We start from the raw sequence: 22823 nt of genomic DNA on the forward strand, positions 1-22823 counted from the left end.
ACAGGAAAACTAGTATCTATCCTGCCAGAGATGCCTAGTAAACAGTTAGTATCTGCGTCAAGCAAATCGATTGTGATGTCCGCAGATATGCTTAAAAGCCTGACCAAATACCCCATTGATCACCTGAATTGACCACCTAATAAACAATTGCTGTTTCTACGGGGTGCTAGCAATACCAGACATATATATTTGCTTCCACAGCAGATATATATCTGCTACCCATATACGCCAACACGTCATGTTCGCTCTTCCACAAGGCGCTTGGAGTTACCTAATTGACCGGTGAAATTTAGTTAATTTAGTGAGAAAAACAACCCATGCCTAAAGTTTTGTGGAATTATTTGCTAGTAATCCCAACCTTTTTCAGTGGAGTCTTAGTCCTGTCAACGGTTGCGAATGCGGCTGAAATTCAACCGACAACTGAATCTGAACAATCAGTAAAATCACTTATATTAGAAAGCGCACCGATTACCGTTGCTCAAAAAATTCAGCCTGAATCAACTCCAGCTGCACCCACAGCAGTAGTTGCTAATGACTCCATCGGACAAGTCACATCTGTATCGCAACTGTCTGATGTCAAGCCTACAGATTGGGCATTTCAGGCGCTTCAGTCTCTAGTTGAGCGCTACGGTGTGATTACAGGCTTGCCAAATGGCACATTCCAAGGAAATCGTGCCCTCACTCGTTATGAGTTTGCAGCTGGCTTAAATGCAGCACTTGACCGCCTCAATGAACTGATTGCTACGACTACGGAAGATTCAGTTTCGCGCACAGACTTTGCTACCTTGCAAAAACTGCAAGAATATTTTGCCGACGAACTGACAGCAATACGTGGCAGAGTTGATAAGTTAGAAGCGCGGACAGCGAAGCTAGAAAGCAATCAGTTTTCTACCACTACCAGACTGCAAGGCGACGCGATATTTATACTGGGCGATACCTTTGGCAAGAAAGTAGGTAGTAGAAAGGATGAAACTAATGCCTTTACTGGCTACCGTGTCAGACTTGCCCTGCAAACTAGCTTCACTGGTAAAGACCAGTTGACTACTAGTTTAACTGGAAGCAATATTCCTGTCTTGAATCCCACCATTACAGGAACTCACCAAACCCGGTTTGCTGTAGAGGGTTCAGCACCTCTTTACTCAGATGGCAGTGTGTTCCTCGACCGCTTATATTATCGTTTCCCTGTTGGCAAGAAGCTCAATGTTTGGGTAGGTGCTAGAGCATTGCAACCGGCTGTTTTTACTCCTACATTGAATCCCTTAGTTGGTGGTCTAAATGGTGCTACCTCCAGGTTTTCATCATTCAACCATACTGTTTACCGACCTGGCTTTGATGGGGCTGGTGCTGCTGTAGCCTATAAGTTCAACAATCAATTGCAATTCAACGCCGGTTACATAGCAGATAACAATTTTGCGAATAGTCCTGCAGCTGGTAACGGACTTTTCAGTGGGAACCATTTGGCACTCGGTCAACTAACCTTCTCACCCAACCGTCAGCTAGATGTTGGTCTTACCTACACTCGCAAATACTTTGGTGCGAATAATCCTTTAAACGTCACTGGCGGTACAGGTACTGCTAAGGCTTTTCAACCTTTTGAAAAGAATGCCACCTCATCCGATAACTTCGGATTGCAATTTAACTGGAAAGCTAGCTCTGCGGTGCATGTAGGTGGTTGGTTTGGTTATACACTCGCCCATCAAGAAAGTGGTGGTAAAAACGATGCGACCATAATTAATACTGCTGTGACTTTGGCTTTTCCAGACCTGTTTCAAAAAGGCAACCTGGGTGGGTTAGTGATTGGTATACCACCTAAAGTCACTAGCAATAATTATACAATTGCTGGAGTACGTCGAGAAGACAAAGATACCTCTTTACATCTAGAGGCTTTCTATACCTTCAAACTGAATGACAACATTAGTGTTACCCCAGATTTGTTTGTAGTTACCAACCCAGAAGGTAATTCTGCCAACAATGCTGTTTGGGTAGGTTCTGTTCGCACCACCTTTACTTTCTAGTGAGTGCTGAGTAATTGGTGCTGAGTCAATTTTGCAACTGCGCTAGCACTTTAACTATAGGCACCACCGATTAGTCGAAAATGTGGTTTACAGGGATAAATAATGTAATTTTTACAACTGCCGCATTTTCGGTAAAAGTGTCAAAATCGTCCTAAAAAGGGTCAGTATTGCAGGTAGCCGTCCTTTTTCATTGCCAAGTGGGGGTTGCATTTTACGTAATTTTATGTAAAATTTTGATTATAAACTACGGTATTACGGTCGGATTACCGTAGTTTTATACCCTCACACCTAAAAAACAATGCAAATTCGTTGGTTTATTGCTAATAATCGTGATGAGCGCTATTTAGGAATAGCAATTGGCGGACGTGCTATCACTCCTGATGATTTACAGCAAATTGCCCAAGCTGTCGATCATCTCAGCTACACAAGCGCATTGCTACCCAAAGGACGTTTTTGTGAAAATGCTTGGATGACCGCTGCTCGTTTGATATCGGTCATTAAGCGGACAAAGTTCCTCGTGATCACTCACCCAGGAATCACCTTCCTTGAAGTCGCTGCTTCCATAGCAGCGACATTTCCTAGTCAAATCTACGCCAACGAGAAATCTCTGAACAAATTACAAGTAGCCCCTACGAGTGTCTTATGACTACTACCATCAATCCAAAAAACGGCATAGCGCTGAACGTATTCCTCAACAATAAGCAAGTCAAGCAGTTACTTCCTTGGGCTGTACCAGTCTTCATACTTGTGACTTGGCAACTGCTCGTAGAATTTGGTTTCCTCTCTACGAGAATTTTACCAGCACCGACCAGCGTAGTCATCACAGCAGTTAATTTAGCCCTCTCTGGAGAATTATTCCGCAATATTGCCATTAGTGCTGCACGTGCTATTTCTGGTTTAATTATCGGTGGCAGTATCGGTTTAGCATTAGGCTTTCTCAATGGAATTTTTCCCCTAGCTGAAACCTTATTTGATACTTCCGTGCAAATGATTCGGAATATCCCCAATTTGGCATTAATTCCCCTAGTGATTTTGTGGTTTGGCATCGGCGATGTCGCTAGATTATTTCTGACATCATTGGGTGTATTTTTTCCCATGTACATCAATACCTTTTATGGCATTCGCAATGTGGATCGGGGATTGATTGAAATGGGTCAAGTTTATGGCTTAAATTCACGAGAACTATTAACCCAAATCATTATCCCAGGGTCATTGTCTTCGATTCTCGTGGGTCTGCGCTATGCCTTGGGTATTATGTGGTTGACACTGATTGTGGCTGAGACAATCGCCGCTGATTCTGGCATTGGTTACATGGCGATGAATGCCCGTGAATTTATGCAAACAGATGTGGTAGTGTTGAGCTTAATTTTGTATGCTTTGTTGGGTAAATTGGCTGACGTTGGTGCCAGAGCATTAGAATCAAAATGGCTGGCTTGGAATCCCAATTATCGCCGTTCGTAATGGGAAAGATACTCATCCAGGCGATTAGAAATCGCGGCTATACAGACAAAACCCACCTCCGTGGGTTTAAGATACCTAATTTTTGGTTAGTCCCACTCACCGAGGACTAGGTTTGTGTAGTTGTCACCAAAATTGCCCAAAACTTTTCAAACTGTTGACTGTTAACTGTTGGCTGATGATTTTATCCAGAAAAATAAGGAGGTTTTTCCAGTGATTTCAAATGCAAAAGGTACGCGTTTAAAAGTTTGGGAATTGACTAAGGCTTTTAGCAGTAAAACTGTTTTAAAGTCATTGAATTTGGAAGCCGCACCTGGAGAGTTTATTGCGATTGTTGGACGCAGTGGTTGCGGTAAAAGTACCCTACTGCGTCTGGTAGCTGGGTTGGAAACACCAACTGATGGCGGAGTGTTACTTGATGATGAACCACTACGCCGCCTCAATGGCTCAATTAGAGTCATGTTTCAAGATTCGCGGTTGCTGGAATGGAAGTCGGTGCTGCAGAATGTCGGCTTAGGCTTAAAGGATAATTGGCGTAGTCAAGCTGAATGGGCGCTAGAAGAAGTCGGACTCCAGGATCGCGCTGGGGAATGGCCTTCTGTACTATCTGGAGGTCAACGCCAACGGGTAGCATTGGCTAGAGCCTTGGTGAGTCAGCCACGGTTGTTGTTACTAGATGAACCTTTGGGCGCTTTGGATGCTCTCACTCGGATTGAAATGCAGCGCTTGATTGAATCTCTGTGGGAAGAACAAGGATTTACAGCTCTGTTGGTGACTCATGATGTAGAAGAGGCTGTAGCATTGGCTGATCGAGTTGTACTAATTGAATCAGGAAAGATTGTTCTCGATGAACGGGTGGATCTTCCACGTCCTCGACAAAGGGGTAATCCAAAATTTGTGGAAATCAGAGAAAGGGTGTTAGAGCGCGTGTTGCGTCGTGAAGACATAGCAGCAAACGACAATTTAGTCCGGCTTTCCAGTTAATATTGGTCAGTTGTCGCTAATAATAATTGTGAAAAGTACGAGGAACCGCTAGAAGGTGCAAACCCTTGAAAACTAAATTTTGCCAGGGTGTTTCCTACCAAACCATCAGGCTTGGCAAAATTAAGCAAGTGTTCCTAGTAAGCTGTTACCCATTTAAATTGCAGAATTACTCGTGAGGTTTGTCCTTTGTCCTTTGTCATTGGTCAAAGTTGGCAATTGAAAATTATTTAATTATTTTGGGATTTTTAAGCCGGGAAATAGCCCCGGTCAAAATTCGTGTGCGCCGTCAAAAAGCGGTTGTTCCAGAAAACAGAAGTCATCACCAAAGACAGGACGAAAAAAAGGAGAAAGTCGGATGAAACTCATTTTACCTATCGAGATTGCTGCTGAAGTTGAGCCACATATACCATCTGATGTCGAAATTGTACATGTAGATGTTGATGGCAATTTCGACGGCGATGCTAGCGATGCAGAAGCTTATTATAGTTGGTATTTTGTCAAAAGTGCTTCTTTGTTGAAATTGCTAGCAGCAGCACCCGCACTGTGTTGGCATCATGCACCGAATGCTGGGGTAAATCATATCCTCACACCAGAAGTAATTGCTGCTTATTTAGAACGGGATCTCATCTTAACTAATGGGGCTGGAGTGAGTGCAATTCCCATCGCAGAATTTGTCATCGCTTATATATTATCTCATGCTAAACGTCTGCCAGAATTACAAGTTTTACAGGCTCAACGACACTGGCAAAGAGGCTTTGGTATTAAAGAATTGACCGATAGCACTTTGTTAATTATTGGTGCTGGTAGTATTGGTCAAGAAATTGCCGCCCGTGCTAAACCCTTCAACCTCAAAGTTTACGGTAGCCGTCGTCACCCAGAACCATTACCGAACTTTGATAAAATTGTGGGTGCCGATGAATGGCGATCGCTCTTGCCAGAAGCCGATTATGTAGTTATCGCCGCACCGCTAACCCCAGACACCAAAGACTTAATCAATGAAGAAGTATTGCGTTGGCGTAGCCCGCCGAAGGCATCGCTATCTCCCCACGCCTACCTAATTAACATCGCTCGCGGTGGTTTAGTCGATGAATCGGCATTAGCAAAAGCACTGAAAGAAGGCTGGATTTCAGGTGCTGCTTTAGACACAATTGTTACAGAACCATTACCACCAGAAAGTCCTTTGTGGACACTGCCTAACGTCTTTATCACGCCTCATTCTACAGCCCATTCCCCAAGAGGAAAAGAGCGTTCTTTAGCACTATTTCTCGACAACCTCAAACGCTACCGAGCAGGCGAACCATTACGCAATGTAGTGGATAAGAAGGCGGGGTATTAAGTAGGTCGGCGCAAATAAACCGTACGGTCGAGGGTCGTCATTTGTCCTTTGTCATTGGTCATTGGTAAGAGTTTCAGGCTTGTTTACTTTTCTTAATATAGTTTGGTTTATTTCTGCCTACTTACTTAGACCCGGTTTCGCTTACCCCACCTAAAATGTAAATATTTTTCAAGTATTTTTAGGTGGGGACTGCGCGAAACATTTTTCGTTTATAGTTTAATAAACAGAAGTCAACAATTTATCGATCCCTGAGCGAAACGCCGTTGCTGCTCCAGCACTCATATCACGAGGGGCGCAGATACGATTCCTCAGATATGCCAAAGTAATAGCCCCCACAGCCGCGAAGAAAGGATCAACACTGCTATTTTTACCACCTGTCCGACCACCCGGTAAAGTTTCGCCATTCCCATGAATGAGATAATTAGCTAGTTGTCGGAGGTGAAAATCAACTCCTTCCTTCACTTTGGTAAAGTCACCATCTGCTGCTAAAGCTTGAACTCCAGAGTTTTTGATAATATCCGCGATCGCCACTTCCCGATTATCGCTTAGTCTCTCTGCTGCTTCGGCTCGATATTGAATATTCGCGCTATCTGCTGTATCTAGCGGTAAGGGATTTCCAATAGGTTCAACACCCCATCTGCGACGTAACAATAAATTGTTGGTAATATTATCTGACTTCACCCGGTGATAAGCAGGACGCTGATTCAGTGCTTCAAACCAAGCATTGATCCGAGGAAAGCGAGGATTTCCTTTGAGATGATACCCTCGATACACAGGTAAATTAGCCGCCAATCTATCCAGATGGGGGCTATACATAATGTCTATTAAGCTAAATGTGCTGAAAAAGTAGGGTCCGGGATATTTAGCCAAAGTTTGCTCAAGTTCTTCTAACTTCAGTTCAAATGCTGCTCGTAAATTTACCAACTCATCAGCTTCTACAGGTGCTTCTCTGAGAAATTTGTAAGCAATCTCTCTAAAATTGTTAGTCTCCGCTTCTTCAAGCAACTGTCTAACAATAGTATTTTCCTCTGGATTTTCCGGCAATAATGCAGGCGTTGGAAACCTTTGTTCTAAAGCCAAGAGAATATCTTTAGATTCATATACTAAATTTCCCTCAATCTTGGCAGCCGGTACAAGGGTTGTGGGAACTAGGTCGGTGTACCATTTGGGTTTATTACTTAAATCAATAAACTCTGTTGCAAAGGGAATTTCTTTTTCTTCCAGTGCAAACCAAACTCTCTCACAAAAAGGACACCAGGAATTAGTATCTCGGTAAAGGAGGACTGACGGTTCTGTGTTTGGGGGAAGTTTATGTAAACTGCTGGGAATTGGAGCAGTAGAAGGAGATTGTCCTGGCCTCTTTACGCGACGTGCAGAAGTATGATTGCTAGCAATTTGTAAGAGTTCTTCCCAACTCGATACTGTGTTTTGAATAGACATTTTTTACCTCGCTTTTCTCGGAACACCGGAAAACACAAATAACTGTTGCTCTTTGGGTTGAGGTAAGTTTTCACCAAGGTATCGATGAAGACCTACACCCATATCTCCTGTAGCTGTGAGTTTGAAGCTGACTTCCTCAAATCTAGATGCACGCAAAATTTTCCGCACATTGTCAGAGTGGGGAATATCGTTGGAGTGTCCACGAGTCCAGATAACAAAAGCACCCGGTTTACTTAGAAAACTCAAGTTATCCAGTAAGCGATTGAGTTCCGCTTCGTCAGCTAGATTGCCAAAGACACCACACACAATCACAATATCTGCTGGTATTGCGCCTAGATAGTTAGTGGCGATCGTTGCATCACCATTGATAAACTCAATTTGCTTGGTTAAACCCAACGATTCTATAGTTGCTCGTCCACTTTTCACTAAATCTGAATTTATTTCCACCAGTCGTGCAGAAACATCCTTCGCACGTGGGTGATTTTTTAAAGTTCCTAGTAAATCTCGTCCATCACCCGCGCAAACACTCACTATCGAAATAGCTCCATTTTTGGACGCATTCAAGCTATAAGCAATATATTCCCGCACGATTTCTAGACGCTGCTGCAATTTTGGCTCAGTCTTGTAGAGGTCGTGCCATTCGTACCAATCTTTTGGCATAATGGGTGATTCCCGTTTGATGCACACTGTGTATTTTAAAACTACTATTAGTTTGTCGAGTAACTGTGGTTTATCGATAAATGCAGAGTATCATACACATTGATAAAAAATCAAGGACATGATGAAGCAACTGCCGTCATTGGGCATTGGTGAATCTTTCCCATGCCCCATGCCCTAGAAATTTTAGATTTTAGATTTTAGATTGAAGTCGAATCCAAAATGGAATTGCCCCATGCCCCATACCCCATGCCCCATGCCCCATGCCCTAAAACTATACCCCATACTGCTTAAACCATACCTGGAGGCGTTGCCAACCATCTTGTGCTTCTTTTTTCCTGTAAGAAGGACGGTAATCGGCAAAAAAAGCGTGGGGTGCATCGGGGTTGTGAACAGTAAACAGTAAAGCTCATAAATACTACTAAATACTATTTAAATCAGATAAGGTTATGCTATAGTAATACTATATGTATTGGAGTAAATTGCTATGCTGTGCATAGCAGGACGAAGGAAGAAAAAATGATTTTAGTTGAAAGACATATCATTAAACAATCTCACCCACATTGGCAACAGATTGATCAACTATCCTTCCTCTCAAAAAACTTATACAATGCAGCTAATTACATTTGTCGTCAACATTTCTTTGCTACTGGTAAAAAGTATAGTCTTACTGATCTTTATCATCTGACTAAAAACTGTGTAGATTATCGTGCTTTACCGACAAAAGTTAGTAAACAAATTATTAAACGACTGGTTTCTACTTGGACTGGTTACTTTGAAGCACACAAAGAATGGAAGAAGAATCCTTCTAAGTTTTTAGGTGAACCGAGAATACCAGGTTACAAGGATAAGACTAAAGGACGCAACGTAGTTATCTATTATCATGAGTCAGTATACAAAGCTGAACTAAAACTTGGTATCTGTCACTTGTCAATGAGTGATATTCAGATTCCAACTAAGGTAGATAATGTAGTTGAGGTGCGATTAATACCTCGTCCGACTTGTTATGTAGTTGAGATTGTATATTATAAGCAGGAAGAGGAACAATTTACCAGTGAGTATGTAGCGGGTATTGACCTTGGTTTAACTAACTTAGTAGCGTTAACTTCAAACAAAGGCGGATTTACACCTTTGTTGATTAATGGACGACCTTTAAAGTCAGTCAACCAGTTCTATAACAAAACTAAAGCTAAGTTACAAGCTCAGTTAGGTGACAAACGCAAATCAAGTAAGCGGATTCAATCTCTAACTACCTCTAGAAACAATTACATTGACAATTATCTGCACAATACAAGTAGAACCATAGTTAACCTACTTAAAGCTAGTGATATTGGTACTTTAGTTATAGGTAAAAACAATAACTGGAAGCAAAATATCAATATAGGTAAAAATAACAATCAATCTTTTACACAGATTCCCCATGCAAGATTAATTGACCAGATAACATACAAATGTCAATTAGCAGGAATCAAAGTTGTAGTGACTGAAGAATCTTATACCAGTAAGACAAGTGCATTAGACCTAGAGCAGCCAGTTAAACACTCTACGTATTTAGGTAAGAGAGTTAAGCGTGGTTTATTTCAGTCTAGTAATGGAACCAAGATTAATGCCGATGTCAATGGTTCTTTACAAATCTGTAGAAAAGTATTCCCCAATGCTTATACAGCAGAGGAGATAGTGAGTGCAGCCGTTGCACCTCTAAAGGTTTTGCCTTTATAAAGACGAAAACCATTACGCATTTCTACACTAGTAGATTTTAGTAGGTTTTGTCAAACGGTAGACGACAATTTCCGATTTACTGCTGCTGGACTTGAGTCGATCACGCATTTGCTCTACTGTCTCTAAAGGAATGCCTGTATCCTGACCTCCATACAGTCCCAGCACTGGAACTTTCAACCCAGAGGCAATATCAACGGGATGTTTCGGGGTTAATTCTGTAGAATTACCCACTAATCGACCATACCATGCTACGCCAGCTTTAACATTGGGATTGTGTGCTGAGTATAACCAAGTAATACGACCACCCCAACAAAAGCCTGTAATGGCCAATCTATCAGCATTGCCTTTGGCAGACTTGACAGCCCAATCTACAGTAGCGTCAAGGTCTGATAATACCTGAGCATCTGGTACTTGTGCTACCACCTGGCGAATGTCATCGATATCGATATTGCTTAACTTTGAGACATCACCAAAACGTGTGAATAATTCTGGTGCGATCGCTACATACCCCAACTGAGCAAAGCGACGGCAGATATCTTGAATGTGTTCATGTACACCGAAAATTTCCTGAATCACCAGCACAATCGGAAAATTCTCTCCAGTCGCAGGTAATGCCCTGTAAGCTGGAATTTCACCACCTTGAACGGGAATTTTCACCGCACCCGTAACTAATCCTTGGGTATCGGTCGTAATCACTTGAGCAGAAATGGGTTTTACCGCCAAAGCAAAACCAGTTGTTACGGTAGCAGTGGCGATAAATTGGCGACGGGTGAGATCTTTCATCCTCTTTACCTGGAATTATTTGGGTTTAGTTTTCTTTGTTCCGAGATTGTTAACTTTTGTCAACCTAAGTCTAAATATAATCCAAACCGGGATTATATTTAGACTTGCTAAATATTTGTGATTAATAATTTTAGTTAATCACATATTTTATTCTCTAAGGACTTGAATTTTATTGGGGGACATGCAATACTCTAAAATAAATCACCTATAAATCGGTCGATGATGTGTATTATACCTAAAAAGGTCTGTTTTACCTGACCAAGTTATCCACGCCGAGCAAGCCCCTAAATTCTATTTATGGGGGCTAGGCGTGGGCGATTTCAATCGCCGTCCCCATTCCTCAACAAGTACTGGCACTAATCCCTCGGATTACAGCCTCATTTTTGTGGGCTAATACCTACTCTATTTACTCACTTTGTATAAAACAAAAATAATTATGTGCCTTTATTCAAGCTACAGGACAAGTGATGAGTTTCGAGTGCTGTAGACCCTTGATGAGTCAATGATTTTTTGTTGTTGTAGAGATACAAAATTTCCCATCTCTATAACAGTAAATAACTCTTATGCTTCGTTGTACTCAGCACCCATAACTCATCTCTCAGCACTACTTCTGTCATTTATTCAAGGAAAAAAATATGACTGAATATAGCAGATTGAAAACTTCTCGCTCGGCTGCAATTAAAGCCAAGCTGAATTATCCGATAATTGACACCGATGTTCATACCAATGATTTCACCCCCGCGTTGGATGATTACATCGCTAATTACGGTGGTGCAAAACTCGTAGACGCATTACACAAGGCAGAATCTTCTCGTCTTAACTCTAAGAGCAAAGGTAAAGACTGGTATCAACAAACCCCTGAAGAACGTCAATACAACCGCACAATTCGTTCTCCTTGGTGGGCGAGAGTTACCCGCAATACCCTAGATTTAGCTACTTATACCTTGCCTGAACTATTCTATGAGCGTCAGGCAGAACAGGGATCAGACTATTCAGTGCTGTTTCCTAACAACGTTCTAGCACCAGCTGGAGCAGGGCCAGAAGATCGCCAACTACTGCAAAGGGCGGTAAATCACTATCATGCTGACTTGTATCGAAAATATAGCGATCGCTTGACGGTGGTAGCTGGTATTCCGATGGGTAATCCCCAAGAAGCCATCGAGGAGTTAGAATTTGCCGTAAAAACACTAGGTTTAAAAGTTGCAAATATTCCTGGTGGTGTGAAACGGCCAATTAAGGCGATCGCCGATAAATATCCAGCGGACCAATACCCAGAAATCGCCAAACATGCCTCATACATCGACTTTTATGGATTGGATAGTGAATACGACTACGATCCCTTCTGGGCGAAAGCCGTCGAGTTAGGTGTACCCGTTACTACCCATTACGGCAGCCAAGGCTGGACTGGACGCTCCTCCATCAGCAACTACATGAACAACCACATCGGTCACTTTGCTGATGGCTCACAAGCATTTGCGAAAGCATTGTTTTTTGGTGGTGTCACCAAGCGGTTCCCACAATTGCGCGTAGCTATGCTCGAAGGTGGTGCAGATTGGGGCGCACACGTCTACATTCATTTAGTAGACCGTTTCTCCAAACGTAGTCTCAAGGGATTGGAAAACTACAACCCAGAAAACACCAATGCAAATGAGTTATTCGCATTGTTTGAACGGTTTGGTAGCGAATTTCTAGAATCATATCCTCTGACTAAAGAAGAGTTAACAAAGAGCGTTTTGGGTTCTTCCTTCAACCGTCATAGCCGCTCACCTATAGGTAGTGAACTAGAGGACTTTGCTGCTGCTGGGATTGAAACAATCGAAGACATCCGCGATCGCTGGGTGAATAGCTTCTTCTTTGGTTCTGAGTCCGACGATCGCACCATCGGAGCAGCATTCAACGACAAAGCCAATCCCTTGGGTGTGAAAATCAACGCCATCTATTCCTCAGATGTTGGTCACTGGGATGTACCCGACCTCACAGATCCCCTAGCTGAAAGCTGGGATTTGGTGCAAGAAGGAGTAATTTCCGAAGCTGACTTTAAAGCTTATGTCTTCGGTAATCCCTACAAATTCTACACCCAAGCTAACCCCAACTTCTTCAAGGGTACAGCGGTTGAATCTAAAGTAGCGAACATCGAATCTCCACAAGGGCTAGATTCTGTTAACAAAAATCTACTATCCCCAGCCTAGTGGCGGCTTAATTCGATTGTGAACTACTCAGACTTGCCTACGGCTGAAGTCTGAGCTTCCCAATTCATCGGGAATAGCCTCAAAAACTCCGTAGTTTTTTTGGTCTTACATTCCCTCCAAGGGCAGGAGTCCTGGCTCCCAAGACCCAAATCTTTTTCTTGCAACATGTACCTAATTGGCTTGGTTTTCGCTTATGGCATTGATGGTCAAGACATTAACTATCTTACCAAAAAATCCTGGGGTTTCGTCATACATCCAGAATTTGTTTTTACCAAGTAAAAAATCAATTCCAGATGCAATCCTCAACCCCCGCTATTCATCTCCACCCTACTAAGAGTTGAGGGTGGGGACTTTCGCGTTACGTTAAATTTTAAACCTTGGATGAAAAAAAATGAGTCAGCAAAAAAGACAACTCAGGCTGGGAGCATTTTTAATGAGTTCTGGTCATCATGTAGCAGCATGGCGACACCCTGATACACCTGCTGATGGGGGTTTGAACTTCCAACATTTTCGCCAAGTTGCCCAGACCGCAGAACGGGGCAAATTTGATATGATTTTCTTTGCCGATGGTGTAGCTGTAAGACAACGAGGTCAAGGTTTAGAGGCTGTCAGCCGTGGGTCAGTTGTGCATTTTGAACCCCTAACCTTACTTTCGGCCTTGTCTGTAGTTACAGAACACATCGGTTTAGCAGCAACGGTATCAACCACCTATAACGAACCTTTTCACCTAGCGCGTAAGTTTGCATCATTAGACTATCTAAGTGCTGGTCGTGCTGGCTGGAATCTTGTTACTTCTGCAACCGAAGCCGAAGCTTACAACTTCAACCGTGACGAACACATGGAGCATGGTTTACGCTATGAACGGGCGCGAGAATTTGTCGATGTTGTCACAAAGCTTTGGGATAGTTGGGAAGATGATGCGTTTGTCCGTGACAAAGAATCAGGAGTTTACTTTGAACCAGATAAACTACACGTTCCTAACCACAAAGGTAAACATTTTTCAGTTCTTGGCCCCTTGAATGTAGCCCGTCCACCACAAGGATATCCGGTAATTATTCAAGCTGGTTCTTCTGAAGATGGTCAGGAACTAGCAGCACACACCGCAGAGGTGATTTTCACTGCTCAACAAACACTGGAAGAGGCACAAACTTTCTATTCTGGAGTCAAAGCCAGAGTTGTAAACGCGGGACGTAACCCCGACCATGTGAAGATTATGCCAGGGGTGTTCCCAGTTATTGGTAGAACTGAGGAAGAAGCTAGGGAAAAATACGATTTACTGCAAGAGTTGATTCATCCCTATGTAGGGTTAGGACTGCTGTCTGGGATGATAGGTGGAGTTGATTTATCCCCATATCCTGTAGATGGACCCTTACCAGAACTACCAGAGACTAATGGTGGGAAAAGCCGTCAGAAATTGTTGAAAGACTTAGCGAATAGAGATAATTTAACCATTCGACAATTATATCTAGCGATCGCAGGTGCCCGTGGTCATAGAACCATATTAGGAACACCCCAAACCATAGCTGACCAGTTGGAAGAATGGTTTGTAAATGGTGGTGCTGATGGGTTTAATATTATGCCACCTTATTTACCAGGAGGTTTGGATGAGTTTGTTGATTTGGTAATTCCTGAACTGCAACGTCGCGGACTTTTCCGCACCGAATATGAAGGTAATACTCTGCGGGAGAATTTGGGTTTACCCCGTCCCACAAATAGATTTACTCAAGTTGGAGATGCATCTGAATTGCTGACTATTGCTACGACAAAATAAGATATCATCCTAGGGGACCAAGGACTTGCACCCCTAGGATGATCTATTTACAACAAGGTGCTGTAACTACAGAAGTTGTCATAATTTACAAGGAATGGATGAGATGACCAATCTACAACTCTACTTTAGCAAAGGCTCTACTTTTTCCCAAAGAACCCGTGTGGTATTGCTAGAAAAAGGAATTGATTTTACACCAATTGAAATTGACTTGCAGAATAAAACAGAAGCTTTTACCCAAGTTTCTCGTTACGGCAAAGTTCCTGCTATCAAACATGGGGATGTAGAAATATATGAATCTGCAATTATCAATGAGTATCTAGAGGAAGTATTTCCTGAACCACCGCTGTTACCTCATGATCCAGCTGCAAAAGCAGTTGCGAGAATTTGGATTGACTACGCTAACACTCGTTTTGTCCCAGCATTTAATAAATTCCTGCGTGGTAAAGATACACAGGAACAAGAACAGGGACAAAGAGAGTTTTTAGAATCTCTTTTGTATATAGAGGAAGAAGGATTAGGTAAGCTGTCTGGTAATAGTTCTTACTGGTTAGGCGAAAATTTGAGTTTAGTTGATATTAGTTTTTACCCCTGGTTTGAAAGATTACCAATCTTACAAAGTTACCGTAATTTTACTTTGCCAGCAGAAACACCACGCTTACAGAAATGGTGGGAAAATTTGCGCGATCGCCCTTCCATCCAAAAAGTCGCTAATCCTACAGACTTTTATTTAGAGAGATTTGCCAAAATTCTGGGTTTAACAGCCAAAAAATAGTCATAAAAGGTAATTGTATGTTACGTGCAATTTGGCGATCGCTCGCCCTATCTCTGGTCATCACATTCTTGATGGTAACAAGCCCCGCCCTAGCAGCCACATCAAAGGTTTTACCAATTGGCGCACCCTCTTTCAAAGGTGAAATTGGGATAACTTCCAAGGATTCAACACCAGATTTCCCCGCCCCAATTACCGCTCCAGAAAAAGCTCCCAATGTCCTGCTAGTGCTACTGGATGATGTCGGCTTTGGACAAGCAAGTACCTTTGGCGGTCCCGTGGAAACCCCGAATTTGACTTCTTTGGCAGAAAAAGGATTACGCTACAACCAATTTCACACCACAGCCCTTTGTTCACCTACCAGAGCAGCTTTATTAACTGGGCGCAATCATCATTCAGTCGGTACAGGTGTAGTTGCCGAATTGGCAACAGGCTACCCTGGTTACACGACAATTTTACCCAAGAGTGCTGTCACTGTAGCCGAAGTGCTACGTCAAAACGGGTATAACACCGCAGCTTTTGGCAAATGGCACAACACACCAGACTATGAAACCAGTGCTGCTGGCCCTTTTGATCGTTGGCCTACATGGTTAGGATTTGAGTATTTTTACGGTTTCTTGGGTGGTGATACTAATCAGTGGAGTCCGGGTTTGGTAGAAAATACCAAGCGGGTTGCACCACCAACCAATAACCCTGATTACCACCTAACCTCGGATTTAGTAGACCATGCGATCGCCTGGATTCGCTCTCAACAATCCATCGCTCCAGACAAGCCTTTCTTTGCCTATCTGGCTACCGGAGCTACCCATGCACCCCACCACGCGCCTAAAGCCTGGATTGACAAGTATCAAGGCAAATTTGACCAAGGTTGGGATAAATTGCGGGAAGAAACCTTTGGGCGTCAAAAACAACTGGGTATAATTCCTGCCAATGCTCAACTTACCCCTCGTCCGAAAGAACTGCCGGCTTGGGATTCCCAATCCCAAGTTGAACAAAAAATCTATGCCCATGAAATGGAAGTATTTGCCGGATTTCTGGGACATACAGATGATGAAGTGGGACGATTAATTAATGCTGTAGACCAAATTGGGGAACTCGATAACACCTTAGTTATTTATATCGTTGGTGATAACGGTGCTAGTGCTGAAGGCGGTTTAAGAGGTAGCGTCAATGAATTGAAAGTTTTCAATAGAATACCGGAAAGCCAAGAAGAACTCCTAAATTCGTTGAATGACTTAGGCAGTCCCAAAACCTTTAATCATTATCATGCAGCTTGGGCTTGGGCGGGTACTACCCCCTTCCAATGGACAAAACAAATAGCCTCTCACTTTGGCGGTACTCGTAACCCTTTAGTAATTGCTTGGGGCGATCGCATCAAAAACCAAGGCGGACTCCGCAGCCAATTCCATCATGTAATTGATATTACACCCACCATTTTAGAAGCTGCAGGAATTACTACACCTACTCAAGTTAACGGGGTGAAGCAACAAAAGATTGAAGGTACTAGCCTAGTTTACACATTTGATGATCCTGATGTTTCTTCCCAGCGTCAAACCCAGTATTTCGAGATGTTCGGAAACAGGGCTATTTATGATGACGGATGGATAGCTGCGGCGCGTCATCCTCGGTTGCCTTGGCAGGGTACAATCAATGCTGACTTCGAGCAAGATCCCTGGGAACTATACAACATAGAAAAAGATTTCAGCGAAGCGAATAACCTAGCAGATAAAAATCCAGAGAAATTGGCAAAACTGCAAAAGTTGTTTCTCTCTGAAGCTCGTAAACACAATGTCTTACCATTAGACGATCGCGTGTCTGAACGATTTGATGTCCGAAGTCGCCCCTCCCTAGCCGCAGGACGCACAACCTTTACCTACTATCCTGGTGCAGCATCCATCCCCGAAGGTAGTGCGCCAAGTCTCAAAAATCGCTCCTTCAGCATTACGGCTGATGTAGAGATTCCCAAAAATGGTGCAGAAGGTGTATTGTTAACCCAAGGTGGACGCTTTGCTGGTTGGAGTTTTTTCCTGGAAGATAGTAAACCAACATATCTATACAACTTGGCCAATGCAGAGCGATACATTATTCAATCTCCTGAAAAAATCCCAGCAGGTAAATCAACAATACGATTTGATTTTGATTACGACGGTGGTGTCGGTGCTGGGGGAACTGGAAAATTGTTGATTAACAATCAACAGGTAGCGGTCGGTCGAGTTGACAAAACCATACCTTACCGTGTGGCGTTAGATGAAACTTTTGATGTTGGTCGAGATACAGGTACTCCTGTTGTTGACACCTATCAAGTGCCCTTTGCATTCACAGGTAATTTACAGAAAGTTACCCTGAACCTAAATTGACACAATAAAGGCATGAATTTCTAAGTAGAGATGTTACATGTAACGTCTCTACAAATGTGTTGAAATATCACAAAATTATTTATCATTTCGGTTCATTTTTGCGCGAAATAAAAAAAGTAGGAACATAACGGTCAGGCCAATGAATTTGATATAAATCTATATAATCTGTTTGTAATCTGTGCAAACTATCGTCTATTGCTTGTTGAATATTCCTGCGGTCAATTTTGTTATTTCCTCCCCTCAACCATGTGAACGGACGACCTGGACCGGCGATTTTTGTCGCTACTATCAACTTATCCCGTTGCTGTTTCTTCAACCATTCGCCAATGTAAGCTTCGGTTTTCCCTTGAGTTTCACCGCGAGGTGGTACAGGGTACATTTCCGCTGTATCTAGGAAATTTATCCCTTGAGCAACAGCATAGTCTAGTTGCTGATGCGCCTCTTCAATTGTATTTTGATGCCCATAAGTCATCGTGCCTAGACAAATGTCAGAAACGTTAAGATCGCTTTCACCTAATTGGTTGTACTTCATATTTTTTGAATAATTTTCCTTAATTATATCACTTACAATTATTCACAATACTGACAATTTACAAAACTCCTTTAAGTCTACCGAGTTAAAGGAGTTAATAGATGAAAAGCATATTAACATACTCGATTGACATACACAACCCGTTGTAGCAATTATTTTAAAATCAAAAAATGTAGCCAAAAATACTTAAATTCCGCATTATTTGTGAAATACTAGTATCTAGTAAAAATAAACTACAGTGCATCGACCAAGTTACAGTACTAACCTCTCCCGATTTGGGGAAAAAAGTTAGCTTAGTCGCTATTTTTGTGGGTATAGTACCAACACTGACTAGAGTGAATAAGCATGTGGATTTGGGAGCGGGTAAGGGTCAAGCTGACAAAGATACCTCGCTGCATCTTGAGGATTGAGAACTAGTTGCTGTTTTACTAACAATTATTAAATAAAGCGGATCTTCATCAAGAAATGCTAATCCATCTGAGCAATACACAGCCTTGTTAGTAACATTATATAAACTGTAATTGTGTACATTGATCCATTTGTAGGCTGAAAAATTAAGAATTATGACTAATCCGACCTATTTACTTAGTAACCGTTATGGCATTGGCAACTTCAATCCAGATATTCCCTGGAATGAAACCTTAGCTACTTTGCTATCTCATCGTTCTATTCGTGCATACCTGAATAATGCTTTACCACCAGGAACTTTAGAAAGTTTAATTACATCTGCACAATCTGCTTCAACATCCTCCAATCTCCAAACTTGGAGTGTAGTAGCAGTAGAAGATGTAAATAGGAAAGAAAAATTATCTGAACTAGCTAATAATCAAGCGCATATTCGCCAATCTCCTTTATTTCTCGTGTGGTTAGCAGACTTAGCTAGACTAACTCACATTGCTGAAAGTCGTGGATTACCCCATGAGGCTTTAAATTATTTAGAAATGTTTCTAGTCGCAGCGATAGATGCTGCATTAGCAGCGCAAAATGCAGTAGTAGCTGCAGAATCTCTTGGTTTAGGAACTGTATATATTGGTGCGTTGCGGAACAAGCCAGAAGAGGTAGCACAGGTACTAAATTTACCTCCTCATGTTGTTGCAGTATTTGGTTTGTGTGTTGGTTATGCTGATCCGGCGGTGAGTGTAGCAGTGAAACCACGTTTACCTCAGTCAGTCGTGCTACATCGAGAAACTTATCAACTTGCAGAACAAGATGAGGGAATTTCTTTGTACAACCAAGTTATGCAAGATTTTTATGATTCGCAACAGATGAATATTCCAGGTGATTGGTCAGAACATTCTAGCAAAAGAGTGGCATCTGCTGAATCTTTATCAGGTCGCGATCGGTTACAGGAGGTGTTGAAAAAATTGGGTTTTGAATTACGCTGACATAATAAATGTACGTGGAAGTCCAGCAAATACTTAACTAGGAGATTACTCCCGGTATCCCGATTGTGCGTTCTAGGGGTTTAGCAATGCTAAACCCCTACGACATCTCCGGTTTTTGGAGGGCATATTTTGTGTTTTTTGTCAATGAAGATGTAAAAGAAATATAATTTGTTACACAGTAGATAACTGTACTTAATTTTGGTATTATATATCAAGTATTTAATTTTTTCAACTAAATTATCTTAATTTTTCTCAATATTTGTCAATATATGTATAAGTTTGTCTATAAAATTGTCAGCTTAGGACTAACTCTTGACTTATAGCCAATATATGAGACACTAATATTTAGTTTATCTAAATATAAAAAAAGGAAGTGTCTCCCAATCGTGACCAAACTAACGGGAAAAATAGACTCTTCGGTAGCATCTGCACAAGTTCCGCAATCAGTAATATTGCAAACCCTAGAACTGACGCGACGCTTTGACAAGTTCACAGCAGTTGATAACTTGAATATCTCCGTAGCATCCGGAGAAGTTTTTGGCTTACTGGGGCTAAATGGCGCAGGTAAAAGTACGGTAATTAAGATGTTAACTACTTTACTGCCCATCAGTAGTGGTAAAGCATACTTAACTGGTTATGATGTGACTCGTCAACCTAATGCAGTCAGAAGGGTTATAGGTTATGTACCCCAAGCTTTATCAGCAGATGGGAGTTTGACAGGTTATGAAAATCTTTTAACATTCGCCAAGTTGTATGACATTCCCTCTCGACAGAGAAAACAGCAAATTGCTGAGGTGCTAGAGTTCATGGGCTTGGAGGATGCTGCACATCGCTTAGTCAGAACCTTCTCTGGTGGAATGATTCGGAAACTGGAAATTGCCCAAGCCATTTTACATCAACCGCAGATTTTGTTTCTAGATGAGCCGACGGTAGGATTAGATCCAGTGGCGAGATCGCAAGTTTGGCGGCTAATGGAACAACTGCGTATAGAGTATGGCACAACTATCTTTTTAACTACCCACTTTTTACAAGAAGCAGATAGTCTTTGTCACCGAGTGGTGATTATGAATCAGGGTAGAGAGTAATCTCAAGCGTCAACTATTTGCCAGACTTACACCGACATTTGTTGACAAACCGCACCAAAAACCTTGCTCGCGTATGGTGCAGACCCTACGCGCTCTGGGGGCTTCTGTCACCACATGTTTCAAGAAAATTTACATAAACCTTCTAGACCCACCTGTACTGTTTATGTGATGATTTGAAAAGCTTGCCTTACAAGTAAATTTGTGTTACTGACTGCAATCATTACCAAGTTAAAATTGACTGCTGACCAGAAAATTCTGATGTCAAAACATGCCGGCATATCCCGATTTACATACAATTGGGGACTCGCCACATGGCAAGCATTGTATCAATCAGGATATCAACCCAATCACTTGATTTTGAAAAAGTTCTTTAATAATGAAGTCAAGCCATTTTTGACATGGATTAAAGAAAAAGGTATTTGTCAAAAAATCACGGAATTTGCTTTTGATAATTTAGGGAAAGCTTTTAAGAACTTCTTTTGTAAACGTGCAGAGTATCCCAAGTTTAAAAGAAAAGGCAGAAATGAGAGTTTTACAATTAATGCAGGTGGTAAACCAATAAATATCGGTGGTAAACGCATTAAATTACCAACGATTGGCTGGGTTGCAACTTATGAATCTTTACTTCACACCACAACCACAAAGGTTACTATATCTCAATCTGCGGGAGATTGGTACATTTCTTGTTCTTATGAAATAGAACCAGAAATCACTCCTAAAGAACATGATTATGTCGGGGTTGATTTAGGCATAAAAACCTTAGCTACCTTATCAACAGGAGTGATTTTTGTCAATCCGAAAGCTTTAAAAAGTGCCAGGAGAAAGTTAACAAGATTACAACGTCAACTTACAAGAAAAATTAAGGGAAGTAATCGTTACAAAAAACAAAAGTTGAGAATATCTAAACTGCATCGACGTATTACTAATATACGTATTGATGCCACTCATAAAGCAACTACATTTATCTGCAAAAACCACGCAGTTGTTGCTTTGGAGGATTTGAATACTTCGGGGATGTTGAAAAATCATAAGTTAGCCGGTGCTGTCAGCGATGCCAATTTTTATGAATTCCGCAGACAAGTAGAATATAAAGTAATTAGATACGGTGGAACTGTCGTATTTGTAGATAGATTTTACCCATCTAGTAAAACTTGTGCAAATTGTGGAGAAATTCAAGAAATTAGTCTATCACAGCGGGTTTACGAATGTAAAAAATGTCAGCATACCTCAGACCGAGATTTAAATGCGTCTAAAAATCTCGAAAAATATGCACGTCAGGCTAAAGCGTGTCTGGACGTTAAGGGATAGCCGCTCCCATGCTCCCGTTGAAACGTCAAGTAATGTCTGGATTTGTCCAGCTTTTATGTAGCAGATGATTACTGGTTCACCAACAGAGTTAAAAGCAGCCATAGGAAAACCAGATGCAACCTTAGATGATGTGTTTATCCACTACGCAGGTAATCAATTAGTATCAGGAGTGAGCTACAGTGAGACAGCAAAAATTAGACGTACCACTCAACGGTTGGGTTGAAACAAGGCATTTTCGCCCAAAAGGTATTTTTTCCCCTATCAAAGACTTATTTACCAAAACCCTGGTAATTACTGAGTTAGAAGTGCGGAAACTCCGCCATGATCCTAGTGATTTAATTATCAGGGCTGTGCAACCAGCTTTATGGCTGATCATTTTCGGTCAAGTATTTACCCGGACTCACGCTATTCCTACAGCAATACCTTACTTGGATTTTATGACTCCCGGTATTCTGGCTCAGAGTGCGCTGTTCGTTGCTATTTTTTCTGGGGGGATGACGTTAATTTGGGAACGTGATTTAGGAATTCTGCATAAATTTCTCGCTGCTCCCATACCGCGTGCGGCGATTGTCTTGGGTAAAGCTTTTGCTGCTGGGATTCGTTGCTTTTCGCAAGTGGTGTTTATTTACCTTTTAGCCTTGTTGTTGGGTGTACACCTAAATCACAATCCCTTGGCTTTCTTGCAAGTAGTGTTGATTGTGTTTTTGGGAGCAGGTTGTTTTTGCACTTTTTCCATGATTATCGGCTGTCTGGTGAAATCACGAGAAAGATTTACCGGAATTGGACAATTGATTACTATGCCCTTGTTTTTTGCCAGTAATGCGATTTATCCTATTTCACTGATGCCAAGTTGGTTAAAGTTCATTTCCCACTTGAATCCCTTGACCTATGAGGTGGATGCTTTAAGGGGTGCGATGCTGGCAAATGGCTTAAGTATTTATGGGTTTGGGTTAGACTGTACGATTCTCTTGCTAACATTAATAGGTTTGACCTTCATCTGTGGGCGACTTTATCCACGGGTGGCTATGTAATCTG

17 protein-coding genes and 4 pseudogenes are annotated in these 22823 nt (G+C 41.9%); 15 read left to right on the forward strand and 6 right to left on the reverse strand.

The window, feature by feature from the left end; genetic code table 11:
• Positions 1-317 precede the first annotated feature (317 nt).
• From HEQ19_05545 to HEQ19_05570, 5 genes are all read left to right on the forward strand, one after another.
• Complete coding sequence (locus HEQ19_05545) at positions 318-2015, forward strand: iron uptake porin (GenBank protein WYL99062.1); 1698 nt, start codon at positions 318-320, stop codon at positions 2013-2015.
• A 298-nt stretch (positions 2016-2313) separates the two neighbouring features.
• Positions 2314-2661, forward strand: coding sequence for a hypothetical protein (locus tag HEQ19_05550; protein ID WYL99063.1), 348 nt, complete (start codon positions 2314-2316; stop codon positions 2659-2661).
• Positions 2658-3476 (forward strand): aliphatic sulfonate ABC transporter permease SsuC, encoded by an 819-nt coding sequence (gene ssuC / locus HEQ19_05555; protein WYL99064.1) that lies wholly within the window; start codon positions 2658-2660, stop codon positions 3474-3476. Before HEQ19_05550 ends, ssuC begins: the two co-directional genes overlap by 4 nt.
• A 210-nt stretch (positions 3477-3686) precedes the next feature.
• Positions 3687-4457, forward strand: coding sequence for an ATP-binding cassette domain-containing protein (locus tag HEQ19_05560; GenBank protein WYL99065.1), 771 nt, complete (start codon positions 3687-3689; stop codon positions 4455-4457).
• Positions 4458-4812: 355 nt separating this feature from the next.
• On the forward strand, positions 4813-5793 hold the full coding sequence (locus HEQ19_05570) for a D-2-hydroxyacid dehydrogenase (GenBank protein WYL99067.1): 981 nt from the start codon (positions 4813-4815) through the stop codon (positions 5791-5793).
• A gap of 216 nt (positions 5794-6009) precedes the next feature.
• On the opposite strand, the gene HEQ19_05575 is transcribed toward HEQ19_05570, so the two are convergent.
• The 3 genes and pseudogenes from HEQ19_05575 to HEQ19_05585 all read right to left on the reverse strand — a co-directional run bounded on the left by HEQ19_05575 (position 6010) and on the right by HEQ19_05585 (position 8275).
• Positions 6010-7233, reverse strand: a complete 1224-nt coding sequence (locus HEQ19_05575; protein WYL99068.1) for a glutathione S-transferase family protein — start codon at positions 7231-7233, stop codon at positions 6010-6012.
• A gap of 3 nt (positions 7234-7236) precedes the next feature.
• Positions 7237-7893, reverse strand: coding sequence for a class I SAM-dependent methyltransferase family protein (locus HEQ19_05580; protein ID WYL99069.1), 657 nt, complete (start codon positions 7891-7893; stop codon positions 7237-7239).
• A gap of 271 nt (positions 7894-8164) precedes the next feature.
• A pseudogene (locus HEQ19_05585) lies at positions 8165-8275 on the reverse strand (dienelactone hydrolase family protein).
• Positions 8276-8409: 134 nt separating this feature from the next.
• Between HEQ19_05585 and HEQ19_05590 the strand changes: the two are divergent.
• Positions 8410-9609, forward strand: a complete 1200-nt coding sequence (locus HEQ19_05590; protein WYL99070.1) for a transposase — start codon at positions 8410-8412, stop codon at positions 9607-9609.
• 27 nt (positions 9610-9636) lie between these two features.
• Here the strand turns inward: HEQ19_05590 and HEQ19_05595 are convergent, their stop codons facing one another.
• The gene (locus HEQ19_05595; protein WZI67119.1) at positions 9637-10392 is read right to left on the reverse strand and encodes a dienelactone hydrolase family protein; all 756 of its coding nucleotides are present in this window, start codon (positions 10390-10392) and stop codon (positions 9637-9639) included.
• 635 nt (positions 10393-11027) lie between these two features.
• On the opposite strand from HEQ19_05595, the gene HEQ19_05600 reads away from it, so the two are divergent.
• Positions 11028-12581: an amidohydrolase family protein gene (locus HEQ19_05600; GenBank protein WYL99071.1), complete on the forward strand. Its 1554-nt coding sequence runs from the start codon at positions 11028-11030 to the stop codon at positions 12579-12581.
• A 171-nt stretch (positions 12582-12752) separates the two neighbouring features.
• Here the strand turns inward: HEQ19_05600 and HEQ19_30700 are convergent, their stop codons facing one another.
• Positions 12753-12887 carry a hypothetical protein gene (locus HEQ19_30700; GenBank protein ID WZI67120.1) on the reverse strand — a complete coding sequence of 45 codons (135 nt, stop codon included), beginning with the start codon at positions 12885-12887 and terminating at the stop codon, positions 12753-12755.
• A gap of 85 nt (positions 12888-12972) precedes the next feature.
• On the opposite strand from HEQ19_30700, the gene HEQ19_05605 reads away from it, so the two are divergent.
• From HEQ19_05605 to HEQ19_05615, 3 genes are all read left to right on the forward strand, one after another.
• Positions 12973-14352: an LLM class flavin-dependent oxidoreductase gene (locus HEQ19_05605; GenBank protein ID WYL99072.1), complete on the forward strand. Its 1380-nt coding sequence runs from the start codon at positions 12973-12975 to the stop codon at positions 14350-14352.
• 103 nt (positions 14353-14455) lie between these two features.
• The gene (locus HEQ19_05610; GenBank protein ID WYL99073.1) at positions 14456-15124 is read left to right on the forward strand and encodes a glutathione S-transferase family protein; all 669 of its coding nucleotides are present in this window, start codon (positions 14456-14458) and stop codon (positions 15122-15124) included.
• 17 nt (positions 15125-15141) lie between these two features.
• Positions 15142-17478, forward strand: coding sequence for an arylsulfatase (locus HEQ19_05615; GenBank protein WYL99074.1), 2337 nt, complete (start codon positions 15142-15144; stop codon positions 17476-17478).
• 112 nt (positions 17479-17590) lie between these two features.
• Here HEQ19_05615 and HEQ19_05620 read toward each other — a convergent pair.
• Positions 17591-18010: pseudogene (locus HEQ19_05620) on the reverse strand (aldo/keto reductase).
• 563 nt (positions 18011-18573) lie between these two features.
• On the opposite strand from HEQ19_05620, the gene HEQ19_05625 reads away from it, so the two are divergent.
• The 5 genes and pseudogenes from HEQ19_05625 to HEQ19_05645 all read left to right on the forward strand — a co-directional run bounded on the left by HEQ19_05625 (position 18574) and on the right by HEQ19_05645 (position 22819).
• Positions 18574-19395, forward strand: a complete 822-nt coding sequence (locus tag HEQ19_05625; GenBank protein ID WYL99075.1) for an NADPH-dependent oxidoreductase — start codon at positions 18574-18576, stop codon at positions 19393-19395.
• A 386-nt stretch (positions 19396-19781) separates the two neighbouring features.
• Positions 19782-20477, forward strand: a pseudogene (locus HEQ19_05630) (ATP-binding cassette domain-containing protein).
• 204 nt (positions 20478-20681) lie between these two features.
• Positions 20682-21788: an RNA-guided endonuclease TnpB family protein gene (locus HEQ19_05635; protein ID WYM03269.2), complete on the forward strand. Its 1107-nt coding sequence runs from the start codon at positions 20682-20684 to the stop codon at positions 21786-21788.
• 61 nt (positions 21789-21849) lie between these two features.
• Positions 21850-22011 (forward strand): annotated as a pseudogene (locus HEQ19_05640) (ABC transporter ATP-binding protein).
• Positions 21968-22819: an ABC transporter permease gene (locus HEQ19_05645; GenBank protein ID WYL99077.1), complete on the forward strand. Its 852-nt coding sequence runs from the start codon at positions 21968-21970 to the stop codon at positions 22817-22819. Before HEQ19_05640 ends, HEQ19_05645 begins: the two are co-directional and overlap by 44 nt.
• Positions 22820-22823 lie beyond the last annotated feature (4 nt).

Origin of the sequence: Gloeotrichia echinulata CP02, assembly GCA_038087035.1 — a bacterium.
GTDB lineage: Bacteria > Cyanobacteriota > Cyanobacteriia > Cyanobacteriales > Nostocaceae > Gloeotrichia > Gloeotrichia echinulata.